This window comes from Coleofasciculus sp. LEGE 07092, assembly GCF_015207375.1.
Lineage (GTDB): Bacteria > Cyanobacteriota > Cyanobacteriia > Cyanobacteriales > Coleofasciculaceae > LEGE-07092.
In genome coordinates, this window is sequence record NZ_JADEWY010000005.1 from 1 (window position 1) to 26628 (window position 26628).

Annotated in this window: 21 protein-coding genes, 1 pseudogene and 1 CRISPR repeat array (1 of these 23 only partly in view); of the genes and pseudogenes, 12 read left to right on the forward strand and 10 right to left on the reverse strand. The window is 46.3% G+C overall.

Annotated features, from left to right (window positions below; translation table 11 throughout):
- Positions 1–36: 36 nt before the first annotated feature.
- The 3 genes and pseudogenes from sppA to IQ257_RS02200 all read right to left on the reverse strand — a co-directional run.
- Entirely contained in the window at positions 37–1854 is a 1818-nt protein-coding gene (gene sppA / locus IQ257_RS02190; protein WP_193932909.1) for a signal peptide peptidase SppA, read from the reverse strand.
- Positions 1855–1978: 124 nt separating this feature from the next.
- Positions 1979–3007, reverse strand: a complete 1029-nt coding sequence (gene fni / locus IQ257_RS02195; protein WP_193875769.1) for a type 2 isopentenyl-diphosphate Delta-isomerase — start codon at positions 3005–3007, stop codon at positions 1979–1981.
- A 345-nt stretch (positions 3008–3352) separates the two neighbouring features.
- A pseudogene (locus IQ257_RS02200) lies at positions 3353–3544 on the reverse strand (transposase); the annotation flags it as partial.
- 47 nt (positions 3545–3591) lie between these two features.
- On the opposite strand from IQ257_RS02200, the gene IQ257_RS02205 reads away from it, so the two are divergent.
- Positions 3592–4113: a hypothetical protein gene (locus tag IQ257_RS02205; protein ID WP_369076440.1), complete on the forward strand. Its 522-nt coding sequence runs from the start codon at positions 3592–3594 to the stop codon at positions 4111–4113.
- 4 nt (positions 4114–4117) lie between these two features.
- Positions 4118–4651 (forward strand): hypothetical protein, encoded by a 534-nt coding sequence (locus IQ257_RS02210; RefSeq protein WP_416207921.1) that lies wholly within the window; start codon positions 4118–4120, stop codon positions 4649–4651.
- Between the two features lie 465 nt (positions 4652–5116).
- Here the strand turns inward: IQ257_RS02210 and pyrR are convergent, their stop codons facing one another.
- From pyrR to IQ257_RS02230, 4 genes are all read right to left on the reverse strand, one after another.
- On the reverse strand, positions 5117–5662 hold the full coding sequence (gene pyrR, locus IQ257_RS02215) for a bifunctional pyr operon transcriptional regulator/uracil phosphoribosyltransferase PyrR (protein WP_193875763.1): 546 nt from the start codon (positions 5660–5662) through the stop codon (positions 5117–5119).
- A gap of 255 nt (positions 5663–5917) precedes the next feature.
- Positions 5918–6892: an adenosylcobinamide-phosphate synthase CbiB gene (gene cbiB, locus IQ257_RS02220; protein ID WP_228060351.1), complete on the reverse strand. Its 975-nt coding sequence runs from the start codon at positions 6890–6892 to the stop codon at positions 5918–5920.
- A 203-nt stretch (positions 6893–7095) separates the two neighbouring features.
- A complete protein-coding gene (locus IQ257_RS02225; RefSeq protein WP_193875761.1) occupies positions 7096–7485 on the reverse strand; it encodes a GFA family protein in 390 nt (129 codons plus the stop codon).
- An 18-nt stretch (positions 7486–7503) separates the two neighbouring features.
- Positions 7504–7947 carry an Rrf2 family transcriptional regulator gene (locus tag IQ257_RS02230; protein ID WP_193875759.1) on the reverse strand — a complete coding sequence of 148 codons (444 nt, stop codon included), beginning with the start codon at positions 7945–7947 and terminating at the stop codon, positions 7504–7506.
- Between the two features lie 233 nt (positions 7948–8180).
- On the opposite strand from IQ257_RS02230, the gene IQ257_RS02235 reads away from it, so the two are divergent.
- Positions 8181–8576 (forward strand): AbrB family transcriptional regulator, encoded by a 396-nt coding sequence (locus IQ257_RS02235; RefSeq protein WP_193875757.1) that lies wholly within the window; start codon positions 8181–8183, stop codon positions 8574–8576.
- A 230-nt stretch (positions 8577–8806) separates the two neighbouring features.
- Here the strand turns inward: IQ257_RS02235 and IQ257_RS02240 are convergent, their stop codons facing one another.
- Positions 8807–10291, reverse strand: coding sequence for an ArnT family glycosyltransferase (locus IQ257_RS02240; RefSeq protein WP_228060352.1), 1485 nt, complete (start codon positions 10289–10291; stop codon positions 8807–8809).
- Positions 10292–10969: 678 nt separating this feature from the next.
- Here IQ257_RS02240 and IQ257_RS02245 point away from each other — a divergent pair.
- Positions 10970–12877: a cation:proton antiporter gene (locus IQ257_RS02245; protein WP_193875755.1), complete on the forward strand. Its 1908-nt coding sequence runs from the start codon at positions 10970–10972 to the stop codon at positions 12875–12877.
- A gap of 196 nt (positions 12878–13073) precedes the next feature.
- On the opposite strand, the gene IQ257_RS02250 is transcribed toward IQ257_RS02245, so the two are convergent.
- Positions 13074–13778, reverse strand: coding sequence for an esterase/lipase family protein (locus IQ257_RS02250; protein ID WP_193875753.1), 705 nt, complete (start codon positions 13776–13778; stop codon positions 13074–13076).
- A 43-nt stretch (positions 13779–13821) separates the two neighbouring features.
- On the opposite strand from IQ257_RS02250, the gene IQ257_RS02255 reads away from it, so the two are divergent.
- The 4 genes from IQ257_RS02255 to msrA all read left to right on the forward strand — a co-directional run bounded on the left by IQ257_RS02255 (position 13822) and on the right by msrA (position 17538).
- The gene (locus IQ257_RS02255) at positions 13822–14556 is read left to right on the forward strand and encodes a precorrin-2 C(20)-methyltransferase (RefSeq protein ID WP_193875751.1); all 735 of its coding nucleotides are present in this window, start codon (positions 13822–13824) and stop codon (positions 14554–14556) included.
- Positions 14557–14637: 81 nt separating this feature from the next.
- A complete protein-coding gene (locus IQ257_RS02260) occupies positions 14638–15858 on the forward strand; it encodes an energy transducer TonB (protein ID WP_193875749.1) in 1221 nt (406 codons plus the stop codon).
- Positions 15859–15978: 120 nt separating this feature from the next.
- Entirely contained in the window at positions 15979–17055 is a 1077-nt protein-coding gene (rfbB, locus tag IQ257_RS02265) for a dTDP-glucose 4,6-dehydratase (RefSeq protein WP_193875747.1), read from the forward strand.
- A gap of 12 nt (positions 17056–17067) precedes the next feature.
- Entirely contained in the window at positions 17068–17538 is a 471-nt protein-coding gene (msrA, locus tag IQ257_RS02270) for a peptide-methionine (S)-S-oxide reductase MsrA (protein WP_193875745.1), read from the forward strand.
- Here the strand turns inward: msrA and IQ257_RS02275 are convergent.
- A complete protein-coding gene (locus IQ257_RS02275) occupies positions 17529–19265 on the reverse strand; it encodes an NAD+ synthase (protein ID WP_193875773.1) in 1737 nt (578 codons plus the stop codon). The genes msrA and IQ257_RS02275 overlap by 10 nt on opposite strands.
- A gap of 541 nt (positions 19266–19806) precedes the next feature.
- Between IQ257_RS02275 and IQ257_RS02280 the strand changes: the two genes are divergently transcribed.
- The 4 genes from IQ257_RS02280 to gndA all read left to right on the forward strand — a co-directional run bounded on the left by IQ257_RS02280 (position 19807) and on the right by gndA (position 26086).
- Positions 19807–20649 carry a DUF928 domain-containing protein gene (locus IQ257_RS02280; protein WP_193875743.1) on the forward strand — a complete coding sequence of 281 codons (843 nt, stop codon included), beginning with the start codon at positions 19807–19809 and terminating at the stop codon, positions 20647–20649.
- A gap of 30 nt (positions 20650–20679) precedes the next feature.
- A complete protein-coding gene (locus tag IQ257_RS02285; protein WP_193875741.1) occupies positions 20680–21375 on the forward strand; it encodes a purine nucleoside permease in 696 nt (231 codons plus the stop codon).
- Positions 21376–21424: 49 nt separating this feature from the next.
- Positions 21425–23674, forward strand: coding sequence for a CHASE2 domain-containing protein (locus IQ257_RS02290; protein ID WP_193875739.1), 2250 nt, complete (start codon positions 21425–21427; stop codon positions 23672–23674).
- Between the two features lie 963 nt (positions 23675–24637).
- Entirely contained in the window at positions 24638–26086 is a 1449-nt protein-coding gene (gndA, locus tag IQ257_RS02295; protein WP_193875737.1) for an NADP-dependent phosphogluconate dehydrogenase, read from the forward strand.
- A gap of 72 nt (positions 26087–26158) precedes the next feature.
- Positions 26159–26628: direct repeats of the CRISPR family, unit length 37 nt; unit sequence GTTTCAATCCCTGATAGGGATTATAGAGGATTGCGAC (it continues 790 nt past the right edge of the window).

Sequence of the window (26628 nt, forward strand, 5' to 3'; positions counted from 1 at the left end):
CTCCCCATCTCCCCATCTCCCCATCTCCCCATCTCCCTAATCCAATCGCCAGTTAAAAGGCAAACGCGCATAAATCCCTTTCGGATCATTCATTGCCTGCAAAATCCCTAAGTCTGCTTTCAGTTTCAGAAATTCTGCGGTGAGGAGATCCGATTGCAACCGATTGCGGACACCGCCTTCTCCAATGAGATTTGTCAAAATCTGTTCTTCTAAGCTGCGAACTTTTGGATACTCTTCCAGTTCCCAATCATTCCCTAACTTAGCTTGCTTGGCTGCATACTCGATAGCGGCATCAAGTCCACCAAGCTCATCGACTAAACCTAATTGCTTGGCATCGATTCCTGACCAAACCCGTCCTTGGGCAATCTGTGCTACTTTTTGTTTGGGGAGTTTGCGGGATTCTGCTACTTTATTGAGGAAGCGATCATAAATCTGATTGACCATGCTTTGATAGATTGTCAGTTCTTGGGGTGTTTTGGGACGGGCAACGGTTTGACTATCTGCAAGACGCCCGGTTTTTACCACATCCCAGGTGATGCCATTCTTGTTTGCCAGTTCTTGAACATTCGGTAGTAATCCAAAGACACCAATAGAACCGGTGACTGTATTCGGTTGGGCAAAAATGCGATCGCTATAGGTAGAAATCCAGTAACCACCCGATGCTGCCACATTTCCCATTGATACAATCACAGGCTTCTTCTCGCGGGTAAGTCGCACCTCTCGCTGAATCACATCAGAAGCCGTCGCACTCCCCCCCGGACTATTAACCCGCAGCACTACCGTTTTGACGTTTTCATCAAGTCGTAACTGCCGCATCTGTTCAGCAAAGCTGTCTCCCCCTATCTGCTGAACACCACCTTCACCATCAACAATTTCGCCTTCGGCGTAGAGTACAGCAATTTTATTGTCTGAAGAGCGATGTATTGCCTTTTTATTTTTTACATCTGCGTAGGTAGCGAGGCTAATTTGTCGGAACGATTCATCCTTTTCACTAGCACCTGATAATTCTTTGAGTTCAGCAACGACTTCATCAGAATAGGCGACTTTATCCACCAAACGCCCCTGAAGCGCTGCCTCAGCCATTAATACTCCTTGATTATTAGCGATCGCTTGTAACTGTTGCGGGGGAATTTTGCGACTCTTGCCCACTTCTGTCAGAAATTCATTCCACAAATCGCCCAACAAGGCTTGCATCTGCTGTCGGTTTTCGGGACTAAGCTGTTTGAGAACAAAAGGTTCTACCGCTGACTTGTACTTTCCAACCCGAATCACCTGAACACCAATGCCAAACTTTTCCAATGCCCCTGTAAAAAATAGCGGTTCGGAACTAAAGCCATTCAGTTCCATGCTACCCATCGGGTTGAGTATGATTGTATCCGCAACTGAAGTCAGGTAGTACTCATCTTCACCTAAATCCACGTCGTAGACGATAATTTTCTTGCCCGTCGCTTTAAAACGCTCTAAGGCTTCCCGTACCTCTTTGAGAGTGGCAAAGCCAGTATTGCTGCCAGCACCTGTGCGAGAACCGTCTAAGTAAAGGGCAACAATGCGTGAGTCTTTGGCTGCCTTATCCAAGTTGTCTAGAACGGTACGCAGGGTAATTGTATCGGTTACCTCGCCCAATACCGCCTCTTGGAGCGCGTCGCTAGTGCTAGAACTCGGATCAGTATCAGTGATAGTCAATGCCGTATCGAAAACCAGCACCGACTTATCCTTAACCTGTGGACTCGTATCTCTTGAGGCTGCTGCAATAATGAGTAGTAGTAGCCCAGTGGTTCCTAAACCGAAAAATAAGATCAGACCTGCAAGGCTACCAATCAAGCTGGCAAAGGTTTGTTTGAAGAATTGACGCATTTGGGAAATGGGAGAATAGGGAATAGGCTTCCGCCGTGAGCATCAGCCGAACGGGAATGGGAAATGGGGAATAGCAAGAACTTTGCCCCAATCGCCAATAACCACCTACCAGGTATCAATACCTTTATCCTAGCTTCTGCAATGCGTCGGATTGTTTCAGTTGAGACAGGGTAGCATTACCCGTACAAAAAAGTACCGTAGTAATTTCTGCAATTAATAGCTGCACTAGGGCATCAACGGTATCCCCCGACTCAGCGGCGGCTTGCAGAAAGGGAAATGCCAAACCTGCAATATCAGCCCCCAGTGCGATCGCTTTGGCAACCTCTAACCCATTCCGCAATCCCCCAGAGGCAATTAATGGTACATCGGCAGCAATTGCCCGAATGCTGGTAATGCATTCCGCCGTTGGCAATCCCCAATTAGCAAAGGTTTGTCCCAACCGACGTTGCTGGAGGTTTAATGCCCGTTCGCTTTCGACTTTTGCCCAGGAAGTGCCACCAGCACCCGCAACATCAATGGCTGTCACCCCCGCACCCAGTAACTTATGTGCCATTTGCGCGGAGATACCGTTTCCGACTTCTTTCACAATGACGGGTACGGTTAATTTACTGCACAAAATGTTAATTTTGTCAATCAATCCTCGAAAATTTGTATCCCCTCCAGCCTGAACGCATTCCTGTAAAGGATTGAGATGCAAAATCAAGGCGTCTGCGGATAAAAGCTCAACCACACGCATACATTCATCGAGTCCGTAACTGTAATTGAGCTGAACTGCACCGAGATTAGCAAATAATAGGATATCAGGAGCGAGCGATCGCACGGCAAAGGTATTGGCAACGTTGGGGTTTTCTACCGCTACCCGCTGAGAACCAACGCCCATCGCTAGTTTATACTGTTGAGCAACTTCAGCTAGACGAAAGTTAATCATCTTTGCCTGTTCGGTTCCCCCAGTCATGGACGAAATCAGCAGCGGTGCGCCTAGGGTTTTGCCCAGAAACTTGGTGCTGATGTCAATCTCACTGCGGTTGAGTTCTGGCAAACAACTGTGAGTGAAGCGGTAGCGTTCCAGTCCATTGGTGACGCTGTGAAATTGGACATCTTCATCAAGACAAATTCTGATATGGTCTGCCTTTCGCGTCTGGGTGTCGGTCATAGGTCTGGGATGGGCAGGTTAACGAACGATCTTGATTGTCCCATCAACCCGTACATTGGCTAAATATGCAAGCATCTCTGATTGTGGAGTCTGTACGCGGTAATTTAACGCTTGTATTCCTTGCTAGGCTTGCCTTGGAGCGTTTTCAGTTGGTTAGGAGATGCTTGCAAAATCCCCCAACCTTTGACTAGGCAAGGATTTCGGAGTTCTCCTGCTTTGGAAAAAATGAGGATTTGGCAAAAATTTGACCCTTTTGTAGCTCCTAACGGGACTTAAACAAATATCAGCCCCAGATAAAGCCCAAACTGGCTTTATATTGGTATTCTTTTAACCCTAACCATCCCTTGGCTTCTTGATAAATTCTTTGTCTTTTTTTCCTGACTCTAATGCACGGGAGGGCTGATACAACTCTATATCTAACGGCAAGCTTTTTTTGCCATCGTATAAATGGGTCGTTACTACCACTACCCCGTTATCCGTTTTCCCTATTTCTCCAATGTATTGTCTTCCTACCCCGGCGGTAAAATTCCCGCTTTGTTCCAACACTTAATCCTCGGAAAGCTTATGGAGGTACAAGTACAGCTATAAAATTTTTTCAGGAACTTTCTAAGACTTTCAAATACGTTCGCTTAATCTGCTACGATGAAATAAATGCTGAAACATTAGCAATTTTTTTTGAATATAAATTGTTTTCCTTGAAAAAAGATACAAATGAAGCCAAACAAATTATATCCTTAGCTAACTCTAGTGGATGTAGTTTAGCTGTCAGAGCTGAAGATATTTTTGTCGTTACCCATTGGCTTACAGCTTATTTGGGTCAGCAGTTAGTTTCATGGCAAAAACAAGAGTTTAATCAGCCTCCTAAACCAATGGTTTATCTTATTCAAGACTATGAAGCCGGATTTTATCCGTGGGGTAGTGAACATCTGCTAGTGCGTAGCACTTATGAATATAAGGAACCAATGATAGCCGTGTTTAACAGTAACTTGCTAAAGCAGTATTTCCATAAGCAGAATTACCACTTTGACCATGAATACAGTTTTGAGCCAAAAATGAATGAGGCGCTAAGTAACCTGCGTAGCAACTTGAAGGAAAGGAAAACGTAAGCAAATACTTGTTTATGGTCGTCCTTCAGCGCAAAGAAATGCATTTAGCTTGATTGTTGAGGGATTGCGTATTTGGCGTCACCGTTTTCCCCTGGCATCCACTTGGACAATACTATCAGCGGGACAGCCTCATTCCAATATAGATCTCGGTGATGGTGTAGTAATCAAATCTATGGGCAAACTTAGTTTAAAGAACTATGCTTACGCTCTTGGTGAATCTTCAGTAGGCTTATCTTTAATGGTGTCACCTCATCCGAGTTATCCACCGTTGGAAATGGCTCATTACGGAATGTGGGTGATTACCAATAAGTATGAAAATAAGGATATTTCTTTATGGCACGATAATATACTTTCAATAAATGATTGTTCTCCTGAAAATATTGCTAATAACTTAATCACTCTCTGCCAACGGATTGAAGCTGATCCAATGTCCGGTTGGGAGGGCAAATCACATATAGAGGATTATGTTTCGGATGCTCCTTTGTTCCCGTTCATAGAAGAATTGTGCGAGCTATTACAAAAAAGTGCCGATTTTTAACTGGATGGAAACTTTATCCCATATTCCCTACATCAACTTGTGAGATACAAGTATTACGTTAATTCTAGGTATATAAATCGGCGAGTCGGTCATGGGTTGAATCTTTATCTCCAATAGATAATCACGGGAAGAATCTACTCGTTCTGAGGTAGTTCTGTTCAAGATAATCGGGAGCATCCCATTTTGGAAAAGAGAGAAAACTAATTCACGAGATTCCATCACGAATAATGCTTTGAGCCTTTTCCTAAAGTACCGTTTTAGCTGTGCCGCACCAGTAATATCCTTATCCTTAAATTTTGCAATTGTTCTTGCTGACTATTACCTCGACTACTGTGTAGCTGTGTGTGGCTGCTGATTTGGCTACTGACTTATCCAAATGAGCGAACGGTAAGTACTCACTGGTGCTATTACCTTTGATACCGTAAGTTGAATTAAATCTTGTGGGGTGGGCATCTTGCCCGCCCTTCACGACGGTAGAACTTTAACTAACTCCACAGCATCCCGCCCATCGATTTCTTGCAAATAAACCTTCACCTGTTCTTCCCTAGATGTAGGTAGCTGCTTACCTGTAAAATCAGGACAAATCGGCAACTCCCGATGTCCCCGATCGACAAGAACCAATAACCGAATGGCTTGAGGTCTACCGTATTCCGTTACAGCATTCAAGGCAGCCCGAATAGTACGCCCACTATAAATAACATCATCTACTAATACCACCGTCTTGCCAGACAGATCACAAGAAATTTCAGTTTTAGCCGGTGTCCGGGTGCCAATTCGATCCAAATCATCTCGATAAAAAGTAATATCTATCGCTCCCACCGACACCGATACCTGTTCTAAAATTTCTATCTGACGCCCTAGCAGCTTGGCTACAGCTACGCCTCTGGTGTAAATCCCTAATAGCACAACTTTAGACAAGTCTCCCGATTGTTCGATTACCTGAGACGCCAAGCGGGTAATCGTGCGGCGTAATTCTTCGGGGGAGAGAATTTCAATAATTTGGGTAGACATTCTAAATGATGACATTCTAACGCTTAAAGTCCTTGGTTCACCGACCCCTGAAGAGTTGAAAACGTTAAACTCTGTCATTACAGAAATCAATACCTGGTTGACTGACACAACTTGTGAGCAGATGCCCAGAAAGCCCTCACCCTAGCCCCCTTCTTGATAACAACTTTATTTTATATAGACAGGTAAGGGTTTACAGGCAAATTTGGGTAAGTCCTGGTACATTTAGTTTTCTTACCCACTCCCCAACTTATTCTTCTAGCTAGAAAGGACTAACAGAGCGATCGCTAAAGCAAGCCAAATAAAAACGCAATACCTTGTCAACTGTAAAGCTTGGTTAATTGTTGCTGGGGTAATGGGGTGAACCGCATCGCCCAACAACGGTTTATATTTGGCAATGCCCTGATACCAATTCGTTCCTCCTACTTGCACCTCCAGAATTACGGCATAAGCACACTCACTCCACCCGGAATTAGGGCTAGAGTCTTTAGAAGCATCGCGGCGGCAAACGTTTAAGACAGTTCCAGGTTTTCCAGACACAAAAGCCAGAGTCAGTACTGTTAAGCGACAGGGTAGCCAGGTAAGGAAGTCTTCGAGTCGCGCACTAAACCAGCCCAAATCTTGATACGGTTCGTGTCGGTAGCCAATCATGGAATCGAGAGTACTGGCAGCTTTATACCCTAATGCCAGAGGAACGCTACCCACTACCGGGAAAAATGCCCCAAGAATAGCATAGAAGAGAGGAGCCGTTACGCCATCAGTGGCATTTTCCGTCACCGTCTCCAGTACAGCGCGGAAGATTTCGGGTTCGGACAGTTTTTCTGTATCTCTACCAACATACTGACTTAATTTCAAACGCGCTTCCTTGAGTTGTCCTGTGGTTAGCGGTTGCAATACATCAACGGCGGCTGCCCGCAAACTCCGACCGGCAAAACAGCTAGCTAGTAGAATTCCTTCTACCGCAATACCCGCCACCGGATGCAGCCAGCTTGCACCTCGAACTATCAACCATCCCATTAGTCCGCTACCGATGATCACTCCCAAACCCACTCCAATTCCCCCTAGCCGTTCCTGCCATTTACTGTGGCAGTTATTAATAATCCATTGAGTGCAGCGAGAAATTATCCAGCCCATAACCTGTACTGGATGCAGCCAACCCCAAGGATCGCCAATTAGGAAATCTAAGCTAGCCGCTATTAATAAAACAATGGTAGTAATCGTGGTATTCCCCAAAATTAATCAGCGATGAACTTTCCAGAAGGCTGAGGGCAGAAGAATGGATTGGATGAACCAAAAGCCATTTACCCTAGTTGTGACAAGTTTTGACCCAATGGTCTAACAAATTTTGGATAATAGGTAACGGCAAAATGCCAATGATCCGCTTCTGCCCAGGTTTTATTGTCCGCACGAATGGGTTAGTTCTGAGGGAAGCTGTTCTAGTCTTTTAGCTTGTCGATATTCTCTTCCCAATTGGCACCATCGAACGGCACAATCTGAAATCGAGACAGTCTATCACCATCAAGACAGCGCACATTAACATCAATTGCGTGTGGATGAGAACGAGGTCGATAAAAGGGATGAATACCACAAATACGGCAAAATGTATGTTTAGCCGTGTGGGTGTTAAAAGTATAGGTTGTTAAGGTATCAGTGCCCCTGAGTAAGGTAAACTGTTCGGGGGACACTATCAGGTGTAAGAATCCCTTTTTTTTACACATCGAACAGTTGCAATCAACTGCCTCGTGCTTGTCAACAATTACACGGAAGCGGACGGCACCACAGTGACAGCCGCCTTCATAGGTAACGAGTGGGTTTGCGTTCGTCATCTTGGTTGAAAAATTTACTCAAATAACGAAACTGGTTTCTGCTCCTTGTGCCGCTTGCCAACTACGGGCATCGTAGTAAAGATCGGCAAGGGTAATACTATATAAAGCCTCTTTGAGCTTTTGGTGCAACCGATGCCAGAGAGTAAATGTTACCCAGTCTTCGGCTTGCTTGGCATCGGGGGTATGGTGGGGTAAAGGTTCGATTGTTTCACCGACAGCTTCTAAGATATCACCCAGAGAAATTTTTGAAGGCTCACGAGCTAATTGATAGCCACCTTGAGCGCCCCGCACGGAATCCACTAAATGAGCGCGACGCATTTCAATCAACAGCTTTTCTAAATAGGGAGCGGGTAAGTCTTGGCGATGAGCGATCGCTTTGACAGATGTCGGTCCGTAACCGGGTTGCAGGCTGAGATCTAGCAGTGCTTTGACACTGTAATGTCCGCGAGTTGTAAGCTTCATATTGATTAAAAATTTCCTTCATTATCCCAAGGGTTTGGTTGTTTACAACCTCTCACTACGGATAGATCCCGAATTACAAACCCGGATCAAAAAAATATAACGAACCTAGTTGACAGTTTCCGTGTAATATAGTTTTATAGGCTGATATAACACCAAGATTTTTTGTCTTGGTTGACGATCAGTAGAGCGAAACCGCTGCATACCAGTTAACTGCTTAGTGTAAATTCAAGTTAATGGCTAAAAAGAAAAAAATGGATCCCTTAGAGGGTGAAGCACTGATTCAGAAAGTCAAAGAGCTAGGGAATCTCAGCAAAGAAGAAAAAGCCAGAGCCTGTGGCTACTACACCGTCACAAAGAACGGAGTAGAGCGAGTCAACATGATGAAGTTTCTCAATGCTCTCATTGATGCTGAGGGGATTGAGTTAGACAGCAAAGTCAATGGCAATGGACGAGGTGGAAGGAGTGCCAGTTATCGCATTTCGGTGCAGTCTAACGGCAACCTGCTAATTGGTTCTGCCTACACCAAACAAATGGGCTTACAACCAGGAGATGAATTTGAAATCACCTTGGGACGAAAGCACATTCACCTCAAACAAATCGATTCAGAAGACGAGGTTGAGGAAATCTAAGTCCCTTTCCCAAGGAAAAGGATAGAGTTATCAAGATTCGATTGTTCTACAAACCTCAATGGTTCTTGAGGCAGAAGCTGCTCAATCGATAAATTTATGTCCTAACTGCTAGTTTTGGCAAGTCGATTAGGTAACGACAGAAAGCCCACGCTACAACCGTTGGGTTTAACGTGGGCTAGTGTCGGGTAAATTATGTTCTAAACCATTAGGAAATCTTCAGGTTCCCTAGATTAGCCAGGAGAGTCGGTTGAATCTATTGAAGGTTTTCTCAAAGAGAGAAGATCCAGGGATCTGCCTGTGGGTGCGCCTGAGTGAAGAACAGTGTCAACCGATTCAACAGGGGTAACTTCGGGTAGTTTCCACATCCAATGGGGAGAGGTTGTAAACAACAGCAGCGAGACATAAAGACCCCAAAACAGAATAAAAATAAACTGTAAGTCGCGTCGGGCTACCAGAAACGCTGCGATCGCTAGAGTCAAGGCAACGGAAGTGGAAATGACAGGCAAGGAACGATCAGCCGTTGTGAACACAAAATAAACAGTAGCGGCGACTCCCCCGACAGCCATGAGGCTCAAACCAATGCTCCAGAAACGGGGATAAAACTGACGGATAGAGCCATTCCAAACTTCAGCAAGCTGAAATCCAGCAGCAAGTGCTAAGGCGGGGTAGATAGGCAAAATATACCAGGGCAGTTTGGTTGCCATCAAGGAAATTGCCACAAAACCAACACCAGCCCAAACCAGGACTAGTTTTGCCCAACTCCAATTACGATGTTCCCAAGCCAGCCGTAATCCGTAGGGTATAAACAGCAACCAAGGGGCTGAAAATTTCAAGAGTTCTACCCCGTAGTACCACGGAAAACCGTTGTTACCTTCAACGGCTATCCAGAGCGGTTTAAAGGACTGGTTTACAACACCAGTGATAAATCCTGGACCGTATTCTAGCCAACCCGCCATGTACCAAGCTAAGGCGGGTGCAATGCCCAGAAGCAAGCCAATCCACCAGTAAATAGACGTTAAGAGTCGGGGAGTATCCCAGGCTAGAAATAAGCAGACAATTGCTCCCACCAAAAATCCCAGGAAAAGTCCTTTGGTAAGGCAAATCAACCCCAATCCTATGCCCACGCCCAATGCCCAACGGAAGTCACGACGCGATCGCAATGCGCACCCTATCGCCAGCATTACAAAGCACAATGCCGCTCCATCCGGGATTGCCAGACGCCCGTAACCAACCACTGGCAATAGCGTTAAATAAATCAAGCTAGCAAAAATTGCGCTCTGACGCGAGGGAAAAATTTCTCGACCAATTCCATAAAGTAGCGGGACTGAAAAGGCACATAATATAGCACCTGGCAAGCGTATTGCCCACTCGTTATCGCCACCCACCTTATCGGCAAAAACAATTAGCCAGTAAAGGAGGGGAGGCTGTTGATGGTTCAGGTTGCCATCAACAGTTGGATAAAACCACTGCCAAGACGCTACGGTTGTTTTACTAATTTCATGACTTAACAGCGGTAAACTGTCTAGATTAATGCAAAATAAGAGCAACGCTGCTAGGAGTATCCCTAAAAGCCACATTCGCTCAACCCAGCGTTGAGTTTTGCGAATTCTGTTTCCTGAACGTCCCCAAGTAAAAGTTTGACGATTCATCTCAACTAAACAATTCAGATTGCTGCTTGTTGCCAGTCGGATTGCGGCTGGCAAGCGTGCGTTCAATGTCAGTCGCCCAGTTGCACTGCGCAATCAAAAGGTGACTTTACCAATTATGGCTTTCCAATTAGAAATAAAAAACGCATCTCTACAATAATTGGTGTAAATTGTCGGGTGACTTGTCCGCAAGCTAAGAGCTGTAGCGCCTGCTGCACGAGATAAAGGAGGGAGTAAAAGCCTGATAGCCGTGACTTCCCTGCCAACATCGAAGTGCTAAAATACCTGGAATGAAGCACACGTTAATTTTTTTTTCAAATTTCCATCCAAATTTCCAAAGTTGTTGTAAAGCGGTACGCTCAGAGTTTCCTCTAACTACATCCTTACGGAGGTAGCTCGGCTCATTCAGTAACAATCCTCCAAAATAGAGCAGAAAATCAATACGATGAGAACCAACATAGCCCCAACTGTACAACAATGACAGCCAGACGATTCCCCCTCGCATTCTCCAGAAGAAAATCTATTATACGGTGGAGTTGGCAACCTTCACGACAATTACGACATGACAGCAACCAGGATTTTTTGAAAAAAGCAAGAGAAGCTAGAGATGCTCTAGGGGCAGTGTTAGTTCACAATCATTACTTTGAGACAAATGACCTATCAACAAACTCAACCCACTGCTACATTTAAACATGGAAAAGAATGAGGCAATAAGACCTGAGTCGATCGCCAGCGACAGGTACGCATATGGAAGGATCGTTTGAATTAACCCTACAGATGGTCATCACCATCTTCGCCGGAATCAGTGCGCAGGTCATTGCTGAGTACTTAAAAGTTCCCAGTATTGTCTTTCTCCTGATCTTTGGCGTTTTGCTCGGACCTGATGGCTTCGGTCTGTTGCATCCGCAAGAACTGGGCATTGGCTTAGAAGTCATTGTCGCCCTCTCTGTGGCAGTCATTCTATTTGAGGGAGGACTGAACCTAAATCTACGAGACTTGGGCAAAGTTTCTGGCAGTCTGAGAAACTTGGTAACGCTAGGGACGCTGATCACGTTACTGGGAGGCGGAATGGCAGCCCACTGGTTAGGAGAATTTCCCTGGTCTATCGCCTTTCTTTATGCAGCTCTCGTAGTCGTTACCGGTCCAACAGTTATTGGTCCGCTGCTCAAACAAGTGAAAGTCGATCGGCGAGTCGCAACACTTTTGGAAGGCGAAGGCGTTTTAATTGACCCCGTAGGTGCCATTCTTGCGGTTGTCGTACTAGACACGATCTTAAATAGTGATGCTGGTCCTTCAGCAGCAATTATCGGTCTGAGCCTACGCCTCGGCATTGGCGGTGCTATTGGCGGTATTGGTGGCTGGTTGCTAGGTTTGTTTCTCAAACGTACTGATTTTTTGTCAGAAGACCTGAAAAATCTGGTTGTGCTGGCGGGACTGTGGGGCTTGTTCGGATTGGCTCAAACGATTCGCTCTGAATCTGGACTAATGGCAACTGTCGTGGCGGGAATCGTGATGGGAGCCTCTTCCCTACCTGAAGAGCGGTTGTTGCGACGGTTTAAAGGACAGTTAACCGTTCTCGGTGTCTCGGTGCTGTTCGTTTTGCTTTCGGCAGACCTTTCCATTGCCAGTGTCTTTGCCTTGGGTTGGGGCAGTCTCTTTACCGTCTTAGCGCTGATGTTTGTCGTGCGTCCCCTGAGCGTCAGCCTGTGTACATGGAATAGTGGGCTAAACTTCCGGCAGAAACTCTTTCTATTTTGGATTGCTCCCAGAGGAATTGTCAGCGCTTCGGTTGCGTCCTTGTTTGCAATTCTCTTGACGGATCGGGGGATTAATGGGGGTGATTCTATCAAAGCGTTAGTCTTTCTCACCATTATGATGACGGTATTTTTACAAGGGCTAACGGCTCGCTGGGTTGCAAAATGGCTGCAACTCAACCCCCAGGAGAAGGCAACCGGTGCGGTAATCGTAGGGTGCAATCCACTCAGTCGCCTGATTGCCCGTATTTTTCAAGAGCGAAACGAATCAGTGGTACTGATTGATACTGACCTAGAAGCGTGTCAAAAAGCAGAGGAAGAAAATCTGCGAGTCTTCCACAGTAGTGGTTTAGATGTTGATGTACTTGAAGATGCCGGAATTGAATCGGTGGGAACCTTTCTAGCAATGACTAAGAATGCTGAGGTGAACTTGGTTTTGGCTCAACGCACGGCTGAGGAATTTACTCCCCCACGAGTTTTAGCCGTATTTCCTCGTGACCCCCAAGCTAACCCAAGTAACAACAAAAACAAAGTCACTCAGGCGTTTGTTCCCCAACTTTCTATCAAAGCTTGGAACCAATACATTACGGATGGGCAAGTGAAGTTGGGTAAAACGACATTGAAAGAAGCTGGATTAGCGTTTCAACGAGCACATTTACAAGCCCTCATTCGTTCAGCAGAACTGGTGCCTCTTCTGGTAGAACGGGAGGGTAACGTTCAAGTGGCAGGAGCCAATGAAACGTGGCAGGCAGGGGATGAAATTATTTATCTGCTACACGATCCTAGACCCAAACTTTTGAAACGCTTGTCGGGTGGCTCATCTTCCTCTCGTCTGGCGGTAGAGAAGCTGCCAGAAGTGGAAGAAATTCCCATTTCAGAGCCGATCTCAGAACTGATTTAACGACTTGCTATCAGGTATCAGTTCTCTGTTATTGCTCTGGGTGCTGGGTACAGGACACGGGTAAAGGCATTCCCTATTGTGCTTCCCCTCGATCTGCCTTAAATAATAATTTCTTGGGAGCGTTATTCATATTACCAAGATGGTGAGGACGTTACATTCAACCTCTCTACGTCATGGCAGGAAAGTCGATTGTCTATCAAATCAAATACGATACCCAAGATTCCATAGATTCCGGCGAACCATACCAAAGTCCCACTCTCCTCGGAGAATGCAGCACCCCTTCCAGCGTAAGATTTGTTGCCCCTTCCAAATGAGCCGCATCAATCGGCGTGATACCATCACCCCAACAGTTACCTTCACCACAGGTCAACTTATAACTGTTATAAGCCAACCACTGACCTAAGCGCCTCTTACCGTAAATTGCCTTACCCGCCACACAAACATACCGAACCTGCGGGTAAAACGCACCCGGATAGTGAATTTTCACAAAATCCAGATTTCGTTTAGTCCAACGTTCTTGGCTGATATGAGGTGTACCCAGCGTCACCAACGTCGCAACGTCAGGGTGAGCGTGCCACAACCCGACTGTTGATTCAGTTACATCCCCATGAATAATGTAGGGTTTTTCCCCTAAATAAATCCGCGCAATCCAGCCCCCCGCCGAGTGACCGATTAAGTTAACTTGAGAAACGTTATACTCCTCAAGCATCCCTTTCACGGTTTGGTCGATTGTCCGCAAAATCGGTACGATTGAACGCCCTCCCACCGTGGGAAACCAATCCCGTTGTTGCAGGGGTACAGTGACGGTAGGAAACCCCAATTCCTGTAAGGATTGCTCTAAAGCCCGATATTCAGTTGCCCCAGCGAAAAAACCCGGTAAAATGACGGTCGGTAACGGCATTTAGGATTTAAACTGTTACATTTTCTTTACATTTTAGAAGATTGTGCAACCCGGTATTCTCTATGGCATCAGTGTTGGACCCGGCGATCCCGAATTAATGACGCTCAAAGGACTGCGAATTTTGCAACAAGTGCCCGTGGTGGCTTTTCCGGCTGGAGTTCACGGCAAACCAGGATTCGCTCAACAAATTGTGAATTGTTGGTTGAATGAGCATCAGGTGCAGCTTTCCTTAACTTTTCCTTATGTGCAAGACCTTGACATTTTGACTCAAGCATGGATAGAAGCGGCAGAGCAAGTCTGGCACTATCTTCAAGCCGGTCAGGATGTGGCATTTGTTTGTGAAGGCGATATTAGTTTTTACAGCACGTTTACCTATTTGGCGCAAACCCTGCAAGAACAGCATCCTATGGTGACGGTGCAGAGGGTTCCGGGAGTCTGTTCACCGATGGCAGCCGCTTCAGTGTTAGGGTTGCCCCTAACCTTGCGGCAAGAGCGCCTCATTGTGCTGCCGGCTCTCTATAATGTGGAGGAGTTGGAAACAATTTTAGACTGGGCAGATGTCGTAGTCCTTATGAAAGTAAGCTCGGTTTACGAACAAGTCTGGAAAATACTCCATCGCCGTCAGCTATTGGAGAAGGCGTGGGTGGTGGAACGAGCAACACTACCTGACCAAGTAATTTATGAGGATTTACACGATCGCCCTACCCTAAACTTGTCCTACTTTTCTTTAATGATTATAAAAGTGAGCGAATCCTACCCCTCAATTGACGCAAGTTAATAGATAAAACTTTTCTACTGATCCCATCCCCCGACCCAACAACCTGCGTACCCCAATGCAGTGAAGTGAACTATAACAGCTATGTCTAAAGATTCCTTTATCAAAAGCGTCTCTGAAAAGCTCAATCAACCCACCAGTATCGCAGTAATGGCATCTGTAGGTATTCACGCCATACTCGGAGTGTCACTACCCTACGTCATGCCGGTTTTTTCCCGCGAAGAACCGCCACTGCGACAGACTGTTCAAGTGCTAGAGTTAACACCAGCAGATTTGAGCCGTCTCCCGGATCTTTCTGTACCGTCTTTACCGCCCTATTATCAGACACCGTTGTCTTCTCAGTCGCTGCTACCGCCTCAAACCCCACCAGATTCCCGAAAGTCTGGTAGCACGTTTTCTTTAGATCCTCGCCAGTCATTTCAAATTCCTTTGGGAGGTAAACAAACTGATCAAAGGGGAAGTAAACGAACCGCTCAAAAGGGCAAAGGTGAAAAACAGGAGCAGCCCCAATCCAGAATTGTCGTGCCTCATAAGAATCCGGCAATGATAAATCTGCCCCTATCAGGTGGCAGACTCGCTTCGGCTTCCCTTGAACAATTTGAGTCTGAGAATCAGGACACTCAATCACAAGGCTCCTCCACTACAAGGATGGATTCAGGGACTAGTGAGCGTCGGAATCAAGAGCGGGAGTCTCAGAGAGGGATTGCACCACCAGGAGAAGCTTTCAAGCACGACATTGTTGCCCATAATCCCCAAGCCAACCATCAATCGCCAACCAATGAAAATTCTGACGCTCAACGCCCACGGCCGTCACAACAAAACACCCATGATCTAGCGGGGAACTCGAAACCTGACAGCACAAGTACTGACAATCAGGAAGTTGCGCCAAATAATCCTACAGGGCGAGATGGGAATACACCAACGATAGAAATGCCTTTGGCTGGCACCTATCCGAAAGAGGCTTGCTCAAAAAAACTGAGCGGTACAGCAGTCTTTGGGGTATTAGTGGGTGCTGATAGCAAGATTGCTAATATACAGGTACTCCAGAGTGCGGGTGAGCTTCTCGATACACAGGCGCGACGACAGATCAATGCCCGCCGTTTTGAAAATTCAACGGGTCAACAAAAAGCTTATCGGGTTTCCGTCCCCTTTGAGTACAACAATAAGATTTGTCCTTCTTCGTCGGCTCCCCCAGACTCCCCTCAATCGGAAAACTCTCCTGAACCGGAAAACTCTCCAGCAGCTCGGCAAACTCCCAAACCGGAAAACTCTCCTGACGCTCAAGAGACGCCTGATAACGAATAACCTGTCCGTTCTACTGGAATCCCCAAATTTCAAGGGCGCTGGATGAGAGAATAAGATTAGCAACGATTCGGGGCTTAACCAAGCCGTGTTCAGATTACAACAAGAGGAACCCAAGTCACTATGCCTTTAAGAGAACCTCGCCACTTGTTAGTAACGGGTGGAGCGGGGTTTATCGGCTCCAATTTCGTCCATTACTGGTGCGATCGCTACCCAGGTGATCGCGTAGTTGTGCTAGATTTGCTCAGTTACGCTGGCAATCGCCGCAATCTAGAAGCGTTGGAGGGAAACCCCAATTTTCGGTTTGTACAGGGAGATATTTGCGATCGCACCTTAGCAGACGCCCTACTGCAAGCTGAAAATATCGATACCATCGCTCATTTTGCCGCAGAATCCCATGTTGATCGCTCGATCTTAGGACCTGAAGCCTTTGTGAGAACTAATGTTCTCGGCACCTCTACCCTTTTAGAAGCCTTTCGACAACACTGGCAGCAGCGAGGGCAAAAGAATAACACCTTTCGCTTTTTCCACATTTCCTCCGATGAAGTATTCGGTAGTCTCAATCCTGAGAGCCCACCGTTTACAGAAACCACGCCCTATTCTCCCAACAGTCCCTACGCTGCCTCCAAAGCGGGTAGCGATCACATCGTCCGTGCCTATCACCACACCTACGGCTTACCCACACTCATTACCAACTGCTCAAATAATTACGGTCCCTACCAATTTCCCGAAAAGCTGATTCCCTTGATGTGCATTAACATCTTAACGGCTCAACCCTTACCGATTTACGGAGATGGAGAGAATGTACGGGATTGGCTTTACGTCGGTGATCATTGCAACGCTATTGATTTGGTGATTCACAAAGGCACCCCAGGAGAAACCTATAACATTGGTGGTAATAACGAAATTAAAAATATCGAACTGGCTCGCATGGTGTGCCAGCTTATGGATGAACTGGCACCCAACTTGCCCGTGCGCCCGAGTAGCCAATTAATCACCTTTGTCAAAGATAGACCAGGACATGACCGTCGTTACGCTATTGATGCTAGCAAGATTAGCACTCAATTTGGTTGGAAACCTCAAAAAACGATTCAAGAAGGTTTGCGCCAAACTGTTGAATGGTATTTAAATAACCGTGATTGGTGGGAACCCTTGCTGTCAGACGAATATCAAGCTTACTACCGACAAGTTTACGCTTAGAAATTTGTCCTTATGGAAAAAGCTACATTTGGAGCCGGTTGCTTTTGGGGAGTAGAGGCAGCATTCGGCAAAGTCAAAGGAGTGACATCTACCTCAGTCGGTTATATGGGGGGGCATTTTCCCAACCCCTCCTACCTTGATGTTTGTGCCAGAATAACCGGACATGCTGAAGTCGTACAGATTGAATACGACTCCTTGCAGATCTCCTACTCTGAACTCCTTAATGTAGTTTGGACTATCCACGACCCCACCCAATTCAACCGCCAAGGAGTTGACAGAGGCGAGCAATACAGATCCGTGATATTTTTCCATAATTCTGAGCAGGAGAAAACCGCAAGAGCATCGAAACAGAAACTTCAGCTATCTGGCAACTATGACAAAGACATTGTGACGGAAATTAAGCCAGCGTCAGACTACTATTTAGCTGGAGAAGAACACCAGCAGTATTTTGAAAAGCGGGAACGACGGATCAATCATTCATAATTCACCCAACGACTAGCAATCGGCATCCGCCAACCCGTGCCAAAAGCGCGATCGGTAATTTTCAGTCCCGGTGGGGCTTGCCTGCGCTTGAATTCAGCACGGGCAACCATTCGCAGAACTTTATTCACAATGGCTCGATCATGACCGACATTGATAATTTGCTCCGGAGATTGATGGTTGTGAATCAGTCGGTGCAAGATGTCATCAAGAACGTCGTAAGAGGGTAGAGAGTCTTGGTCAAATTGATTGGGCTTGAGTTCTGCACTGGGGGGTTTAGAGAGAATAGAACTCGGAATAATTTCGTTTTGGAAACTGGATTCAGATGTCCCAATTCCCCTACTATTAATCCACTTACATAAGGAATAAACGCGGGTTTTAGGAACATCTGCGATCGCAGCCAATCCCCCATTCATATCCCCGTAGAGGGTGCAGTACCCAACTGCCATCTCTGATTTGTTACCCGTCGATAAGAGCAGATAGCCAAACTTATTCGCAACTGCCATTAACAAGTTACCCCGAATCCGGGCTTGAATGTTCTCCTCGGCAACGCCAAACTCCGTCCCCGCAAATAGCGGTTCTAACGTCTGTTCATACCCTTCCATTAAGTTCCCAATCGGCAGAACGTGAGTCTTGATGCCCAAATTTCCTGCTAAAGAGAGGGCATCGCTAACCGAGTGTTCAGAACTAAACGGCGACGGCATCAGCACACCCAGCACATTTTTAGCCCCTAATGCTTCTACTGCAATCGCCGCAACCAGAGACGAATCAATACCACCACTCAACCCAATAACAACTTGCTTAAAACCACATTTACGGGTATAGTCTTTTATACCGAGAACGAGGGCTGACCAAATCTCCTCATCTTCATTGGCTGATGCTGCTGCTAAGGTTGTTGGCAGCAAGTCTCTCATGTCCTCCTCAAAGTCCAAAATTATCAAATCCGTCTCAAACCCACGGGCGTGACAAACTTTCTCTCCAGCCCGATTAAACGCCACACTGTTACCATCAAAAATCAGGTCATCGTTTCCCCCCAACTGATTGACGTAGAGAAGGGGTTGCTGGTAGCGCTTTGCAGTATGCTGCAACAGCGCCTCTCTCAGTTTCTGCTTGCCGACACTGTAGGGCGATGCTGAGAGGTTAACAATAATATCGACACCCTGTTCGGCTAAGTCTGTAATGGGATTGACTGCATAATTTTTTTTGCCCCAAAACTCCTCATCATTCCATAAGTCTTCGCAAATGGTAACGCCTATTTTGACTGAGGATGTCACAGGCTTACTCTGCTGTGTTTCTACAACCTCTAAGGTAAAAGAATTACTGTGAAGCCCTGGTTCAAAATAGCGGTTTTCATCAAAGACATCGTAAGTGGGCAAGAGTCGCTTGTGAAAAACCTGCTGCACCTTACCCTGCTCAATCAAGGCGATACTATTAAATAGGGGCTTACCACCTGCAATTTGTGCTTTGGGATTTGGCGTCACTGTTCCCACCAAAACCGCTAAAGAGGGGGGTAGCTGCTGCGTTAGCTGTTCCAAGGTAACAGCCATAGAGTCCACAAAACTGGGATTGAGCAGCAAGTCTCTGGGTGGATAACCACACAGCGAAAGTTCTGGGGTTAGCAAGAGGCGAACACCCTGACGGGCAACCCTATTGGCAGCCTCGAGAATCTGTTGGGCATTGTCAGTGAGGTTGCCGATGGTGGGATTGAGTTGAGCGATCGCGAGTTTCATCGTGTCGGTTTTGCGGCACACAATATCCAAACTCTAATCGATCTGTGAAGGATGAGCAAAGTTTAGGTGAATTTTAAGGGAGTAGGGAATAGGGAGTAGGGAGTAGGCTTTTGCCGTGAGCGTGACCCTAAGACCTGTCGAAGGGTCACGCCGAAGTCCGAACGGGAGTAGGGAATATCAGGGGCTGTTACCGAACCTTTGCAAAAAATACACGTTATGTTTGTTACAAATGAAGCAAAGTTCACCGTTTCTTTTTAATCGGTTAAATTTTGTTTCTCATTTCTTTAAGTTTGTGGTCTATGGAGAGAAGCTATTCACTGTATTATTACTAGTTACAGGCAGTATGAAATTAGGAGTTTTAAGGTTTTAGAGTCTAATTTAAAAAAAATACCGTTCAATGCCTTCCTTTTATTCGTTAAAATCCTAGGTAAATTTGCCAAATTTAGGAACGGAAACTAATCGGTTTAAGTTGTCGTCAAGAATTAACTGAGACTGATTCTGGCTGTAGGATTCATGATTAGAATCGGAGAAACATAAACATATGGTTTACTGGAAGCATCTTTCCTATCTAGGCGCTTTTGGCGTCACCCTCTTTTTACAAGTGGCAACATTTTCTTTGGCAGTACCGCAGCTCAAGGCGCAATCCCTAGAAGTTAGTCTCACTTTTCCACCTGGAAAGGGTGTAGGAGCGCCCGCTAGAACAGGTGGCGGGGGACGGCGTTCGGGACTTAGTTGTGTGCAAGGTAATATTCCCCTAACCGCCTTAACCCCGACGAATAATCTGATAACAACTGCTTCCGGGAATCCCACCTTGTTTTGGTATATTCCTGCCACTAAGGCGGATTCGGCAGAACTGATTGTGGTTGACGAAGAGGGAAACGAAGTCTATTTGAATACCTTAGCACTTCAGAATGCTCCTGGTGTTGTGGAACTGAGTCTTCCAGAACAGGTATCCCTGGAACCAAATAAGCGATACATCTGGCAGTTTTCTATTATTTGCAATCCGTTAGATCGGAGTGAGGATAATTACGTCCGGGGTTGGATTGAGCGTAAACAGAGTCAGGAGCTGGACATAACCTTAGCGGAACTGAATCAAAACCTGAAGGAACTGGAAACTAACCCCTGTGAGGTAAAAAAACGCCTGCAACAGCAAGCTAAAGATTTAGCAGGGGCTCAGATTTGGGCAGAGACAATTACCATTCTTGCCCGGTTATACCAGACACTGCCAAAAGATCGCACGATCGCGACGGAATGGGAAGAACTATTAGAATCAGTGGAGTTAAATGCGATCGCGACAAAACCCCTATTGGATTGTTGCAGACCTGAACCCCAACCGACTGACGGGGTAACGATGTCTCCAGAGGAGATATCCGACGAAAATTAAAACAGACTTTTGCTATAGCAACCAATTTGTATGAATAAGAGCCTTACTATCTGTGCTATTACTGCCACCATTTTGATTTTGGGTTCAGTGTCTACCAAGGCGCAGACAACCTTTCAAAATCCCTTATTGTTTTCCCAACAACGCAGCAATACGCAAACGACTGAGGGTGAAACGAGGGTTCGTATTGACCTCAATCGTGCCAAAAACTTAGCTCGTCAAGGGGCAGAGAGAGCTAATGGTGGACTTGGGCGCTATCGTGCCGAACCAGCTATGCATGGTCCGATAGAAGAGTCGCCTTATGTGGATAATGGTGATGACACTTGGACGTTTACCTTTCAGGGAGGCGCACCGAATTCCAGACCTGATATCGAGACAGTTGTAACGGTTAGCGAAACGGGAACGGTAACGATAGACTACAACGGCGCAATTCGTACAACCGAAAACACCATCACTCAACGACGCAACGCTACTATTGACCTTAATCGGGCTAAAAATTTAGCCCGTCAAGCGGCTGAAAGACTCAATGGCGGATTGGGGCAGTATCGCGCTGAATCGTCTATGCACGGTCCGGCAGAGAAATCGCCTTATGTAGATAATGGTGATGGCACCTGGACGTTTACGTTTAAGGGCGGCACACCCACTGATCAACCCACAATTGAGACGGTGGTAACGGTTAACCAGACGGGGAACGTAACTGTAGACTACAACAGTTCAATTCGCCAGTGAAACTAATGTAGAGATGTACCTAGGTATGTCTCTATAGGATGAAACAATTATGCCAAGACCCTTAAAGCAACTACTTTGGGAATGGCGCGGCGTGTGGATTACTGCCCCGGCTGTTACAGGTGTAGTGATTTTACTGCGCCTGACTGGTTTTTTCCAGTCATGGGAGTGGGCAGCTTACGATCAATATATGCGCCTGCGTCCTTATGAAGAACCCGATCAACGAATTGCGATTGTGGGTATTGATGAAGCGGATGTGAACGAAATCGGTCAGGCAATTATTCCCGATGGCACTTACGCCCAGTTAATTGAAAAACTCAAAACTAGCGAACCGAGAGCTATTGGTTTAGATGTTTATCGGAATGTACCAGTAGAACCTGGCAATCGAGAATTGTTGCAGGTGTTCCAATCGACACCCAATCTGGTTGGCATCCAAAAAGTGGTTGGGGACAGCAGCCGGGAGGCTGTAGCACCGCCACCTGTCCTGAAAGAAAAAGGGCAAGTGGGTGCCAATGATATTATCTTTGATTCCGATAGCAAGGTTCGGCGCGGCTTGCTGCAAGTCGAGAGTAGCAATGGGGAAACTCTTCCCAGCTTCGGATTGTATTTGGCACTGCTTTATCTAGATGCTGAAGGTATTGCCCCCAAACCCTTTACTGACAATCCTTTTATATGGCAGTTGGGCAAAACTATGTTTACTCGGTGGCAAGCCAATGATGGGAGCTATGTGCGAACTGATGACCAGGGTTATCAAGTAATGTTGAAGTATCGGGGAGGTGAGAAACCCTTTGAAACCGTCTCTATGCAAGATGTTCTGAAAGACCGCTTACCGAAAGATTGGGGACGCGATCGCATTATTTTAATTGGTTTTGTGGGTGAGAGTTTTCAGGATTTTATCTTTACCCCCGATAGCAGCAGTTTGTTTGCCCTACCAAAACGCATGGCGGGGGTTGAATTCCATGCAAATCTCACCAGTCAGGTTATCAGTGCTGCCTTAGAAGGTCGCCCTCTCATCAAAAGTTGGTCAGAACCTGTAGAGGGCTTGTGGATTTTGCTATGGTCTGCCGTGGGTGCTGTTTTGAGTTGGCAGGGACGATACAAGCGTGGCATTCGCCAGATTTCTTTGGGCAGGATGATAAAACCGATTCTGGCTGGGGGAATTTTGGTGGGGAGTACGTTTGCAGCATTTTCTTTGGGGTGGTGGATTCCGGTTATACCCCCCTTCGTTGCCATATCGGGGGCAGCGATCGCCATTACCAGTTACCTGGCGTACAATGCAGGCAAAATCCGCGAAACCTTTGGGCGCTATCTCACCGATGAAGTGGTTGCCAACTTACTAGAAAACCCCAACGGCGCAAAAATCGGGGGCGAACGGCGCAAAATCACGATCCTCACCTCTGATTTAAGGGGCTTTACTGCTACATCAGAACGCTTGCCGCCTGAAGAGGTGGTGAAGGTACTCAACCTGTATCTGGGGCACATGGCAGATATCATTACCCAGTACCAGGGAACCATTGATGAGTTTATGGGGGATGGGATTTTAGTGTTGTTTGGTGCTCCTACCCTCAGAGATGATGATGCCCAACGAGCGATCGCTTGTGCAGTTGCCATGCAGTTAGCCATGGTATCTGTGAATCAGGAGATGAAGCGATTAGATTTGCCATTTTTAAAAATGGGAATTGGCATCAACACGGGTGAAGTGGTTGTGGGAAATCTGGGATCGACAACACGAACCAAATACGGTGTAGTTGGCAGTCAAGTGAACCTGGCTTATCGTATCGAATCCTATACCACTGAAGGTCAAATTTTTATCTCTGAGTCTACTTTAGACGCTGTTGGGCAAACTGTAAAAATTGAGGGGGAGAAGCAGGTTCAACCAAAAGGAATCAAGGAACCCATTACCATTTATGAGGTGGGTGGAATTGGGGAACCTTTTAATCTGATTTTGCCCAAAGAAGAAGAGGTATTCGTTGAGCTAGCCGCAGAAATTTCTATACACTATTCTGTTCTCGAGGACAAGCATATCAGCAACACCCGCTTTGAGGGCAGTTTAACGAAACTTTCTACTAAAGGAGCTGAAGTGCGATCGCCGCATTCTGTTGCCCCCTTGAGTAATATCAAGCTAAATTTATTAAGCTCAAATAATCAATCTCAATTCAGTGAAGATATTTATGCTAAAGTGTCGGAAAAACCAACCTCTAACGAAAGCTTTTACATCCAATTTACATCCTTACCACCTACGGTAGAAAGCATTCTGGAAAATCTCTATCAGTCTTCTCAAGTTGACATCTCCCTCGGTTAAAACACGAAGGATTCTAAGAGGATGTGGCTACGGGGTCTAAAAGACGCCCTACGCCACACTCCTTACGATATGATTTGGTCAGACAACTGATTACATCGTATCGTTGTGGGACTGCCAAATCTCCCCTTTAGAGTTAATGGTGCGGAGTTCTTTCCCGGTGCGACTGTCCCACAGTTTAATTGTCAGAACGTTACCGTAGTTATCGTAACTGCTGCTAGGGAAGGAGGGAAGGTTTGCCCGTTGGGACTGAATCTTGAGATAATCTTCTTCTTAGTCAAGCTTTCGGCTGATTTCCGCAGACCAAGCAGGACTCCATCAGTATAATTAAAGGCTGACCGCAATAGACGCATTTTCTCTCAAAAGAATTGCTCAGTTGCTCTTGAGGCAATTCCCGACACTTCAGGCACCCGAAAAACTCATCCCGGCTTTTAACGGCAAAGCAGCAGCATCCCGAGCATTTTTGTACTTTCCAAGTTACGTCGAGCATTGATTATTAAGCAAACGGTAAATAAGCTGCCACCTAAATGCCATCGATTGCGCTGATAAAGTCGCATTACTTCAGTCACTAAGGAGCAGACGGTGAATTCAGAGCCAAGAACGCAAAAACTTTCTCTCCGTTTTCTCATCCACAAGAGGGAAGCAAGAAATTGAACGGGCGGGTTATTTTTGCTTTGGCTGACTATATAGCGTTTTTCTATCGAGTGAGATACAAAGCCCTGGATTTCAGGGAGTCAAGAGTAGGCAGTAGGCAGAAAACTCGATGTACCTGACTGTAAAGAGGAATTGCTATATAAACTCCACTAGTTTGGCACAAGTTTTTATCATCTACCATAGGGTAGATTTCTTTTAGTCCACTGGGGCAGACTCTTAATGTATTTTTTACGAGACTACTCCACAGATCGGGCTACCCTGTAGGGGAGATAAACCCTACTACAACCTAAACAGAGTTCTGACGAGAGTTTTATGACACAACCAAGCTTTGGCGTAATTGGTTTGGCAGTGATGGGAGAAAACCTGGCTCTTAATGTTGAGAGTCGAGGATTTCCCGTAGCCGTTTACAACCGTACCGCCGCAAAAACCAAAGATTTTATGGCGGAGCGAGCTCCGGGCAAGAACGTTAAGGATACTTATTCCGTTGAAGAATTCGTGCAAGCTCTAGCACGCCCCCGCAAAATTCTGGTAATGGTAAAGGCAGGCAAACCCGTTGACGCAGTTATCGATCAACTCAAACCCCTGCTAGAACCCGGAGATATGATTATCGATGGCGGAAACTCTCTCTATGAAGATACCGAGCGACGTACCAAGGAGTTAGAAGCCACAGGACTAGGTTTTGTGGGCATGGGTGTCAGTGGTGGCGAAGAAGGAGCGCTCCACGGCCCGAGCTTGATGCCAGGAGGAACTGATACGGCTTATAAGGAGTTAGAGCCAATTCTCACCAAGATTGCAGCTCAAGTCGATGATGGTCCTTGCGTCACTTACATCGGTCCCGGTGGTGCCGGTCATTATGTAAAGATGGTGCATAACGGTATTGAGTATGGCGATATGCAACTCATTGCTGAAGCCTACGACTTACTCAAGAACGTCCTAGGACTTGATCACAACCAGCTTCATGAGGTGTTTGCCGAATGGAATACCACCGACGAGCTGAATTCGTTCTTAATTGAAATTACCGCCGATATTTTCAAGTACATTGACTCAGACACGAAGGGTTCCCTGGTAGAGTTGATTCTTGATTCTGCCGGACAAAAGGGAACGGGACGCTGGACGGTGGTAAGTTCTCTAGAGTTGGGTGTACCGATTCCGACGATGTACGCGGCGGTGAATGCCCGTGTGATCTCGTCTTACAAGCAAGAACGGGTGGCTGCTGCCAAAGAGCTAACGGGACCAACGAGCAAGTTTGATGGGGATGCGAAGGCATTTGTCAACAAAATTCGTGACGCCCTCTATTGCTCAAAGATGTGTTCCTACGCTCAGGGCATGGCATTGTTGAGTAAAGCGTCTGAGGAGTTTGGCTATAATCTGAACTTGGCAGAAACGGCTCGGATTTGGAAAGGTGGGTGCATTATTCGTGCAGGCTTCCTGGATAAAATTAAGAATGCCTTCAACGAAAATCCCAAGCTACCCAACCTGCTGCTAGCGTCTGAGTTCAAGCAAAGTATTTTGGATCGGCAAGAGGCTTGGCGAGAGGTGCTGATAGTCGCGAATAAACTGGGGATTCCAGTTCCGGCGTTCAGTGCTTCCTTAGATTACTTCGACAGCTATCGACGGGAACGCTTGCCGCAAAACCTGACGCAAGCACAGCGTGATTATTTTGGTGCGCACACTTACGAGCGAACCGATAAAGAGGGCGTCTTCCATACGGAATGGACTCAAACCGATAAAGAGTCGTTGCAACTTGGCACTACTGATTAGGGAGGGTTTTGCCCTTACCTTCTAACCCCCTCTCTCAATATTGGGAGAGGGGGTGTTCACTAGTGCAACTGAGTTTCAATCCCTGATAGGGATTATAGAGGATTGCGACATCCGCTACATCCTGAATGGCGTCCAAGTAAAAGGTTTCAATCCCTGATAGGGATTATAGAGGATTGCGACTTATACCTATCCTCACACCTGTTATTCAGAAGTAGGTTTCAATCCCTGATAGGGATTATAGAGGATTGCGACCTGGGGCTACCTCAAAAATTACCTCATGAGGATGTTTCAATCCCTGATAGGGATTATAGAGGATTGCGACCTTCATCAACTTGGCGATCACGGAAATAGATTGCTAAGTTTCAATCCCTGATAGGGATTATAGAGGATTGCGACTCATGCCGAACTACTGGCTGATCAGACCGAAGCTGTTTCAATCCCTGATAGGGATTATAGAGGATTGCGACCTAATGATAAATTACGACGCAGACTCTAGCCAAAAGTTTCAATCCCTGATAGGGATTATAGAGGATTGCGACTTA

Coding starts and splice junctions, on each gene's coding strand:
- sppA (WP_193932909.1), bottom strand. CDS start 1,854: ATGCGTCAATTCTTCAAACAAACCTTTGCCAGCTTGATTGGTAGCCTT.
- fni (WP_193875769.1), bottom strand. CDS start 3,007: ATGACCGACACCCAGACGCGAAAGGCAGACCATATCAGAATTTGTCTT.
- pyrR (WP_193875763.1), bottom strand. CDS start 5,662: ATGTCTACCCAAATTATTGAAATTCTCTCCCCCGAAGAATTACGCCGC.
- IQ257_RS02225 (WP_193875761.1), bottom strand. CDS start 7,485: ATGACGAACGCAAACCCACTCGTTACCTATGAAGGCGGCTGTCACTGT.
- IQ257_RS02230 (WP_193875759.1), bottom strand. CDS start 7,947: ATGAAGCTTACAACTCGCGGACATTACAGTGTCAAAGCACTGCTAGAT.
- IQ257_RS02235 (WP_193875757.1), top strand. CDS start 8,181: ATGGCTAAAAAGAAAAAAATGGATCCCTTAGAGGGTGAAGCACTGATT.
- IQ257_RS02245 (WP_193875755.1), top strand. CDS start 10,970: ATGGAAGGATCGTTTGAATTAACCCTACAGATGGTCATCACCATCTTC.
- IQ257_RS02250 (WP_193875753.1), bottom strand. CDS start 13,778: ATGCCGTTACCGACCGTCATTTTACCGGGTTTTTTCGCTGGGGCAACT.
- IQ257_RS02260 (WP_193875749.1), top strand. CDS start 14,638: ATGTCTAAAGATTCCTTTATCAAAAGCGTCTCTGAAAAGCTCAATCAA.
- rfbB (WP_193875747.1), top strand. CDS start 15,979: ATGCCTTTAAGAGAACCTCGCCACTTGTTAGTAACGGGTGGAGCGGGG.
- msrA (WP_193875745.1), top strand. CDS start 17,068: ATGGAAAAAGCTACATTTGGAGCCGGTTGCTTTTGGGGAGTAGAGGCA.
- IQ257_RS02275 (WP_193875773.1), bottom strand. CDS start 19,265: ATGAAACTCGCGATCGCTCAACTCAATCCCACCATCGGCAACCTCACT.
- IQ257_RS02280 (WP_193875743.1), top strand. CDS start 19,807: ATGGTTTACTGGAAGCATCTTTCCTATCTAGGCGCTTTTGGCGTCACC.
- IQ257_RS02285 (WP_193875741.1), top strand. CDS start 20,680: ATGAATAAGAGCCTTACTATCTGTGCTATTACTGCCACCATTTTGATT.
- IQ257_RS02290 (WP_193875739.1), top strand. CDS start 21,425: ATGCCAAGACCCTTAAAGCAACTACTTTGGGAATGGCGCGGCGTGTGG.
- gndA (WP_193875737.1), top strand. CDS start 24,638: ATGACACAACCAAGCTTTGGCGTAATTGGTTTGGCAGTGATGGGAGAA.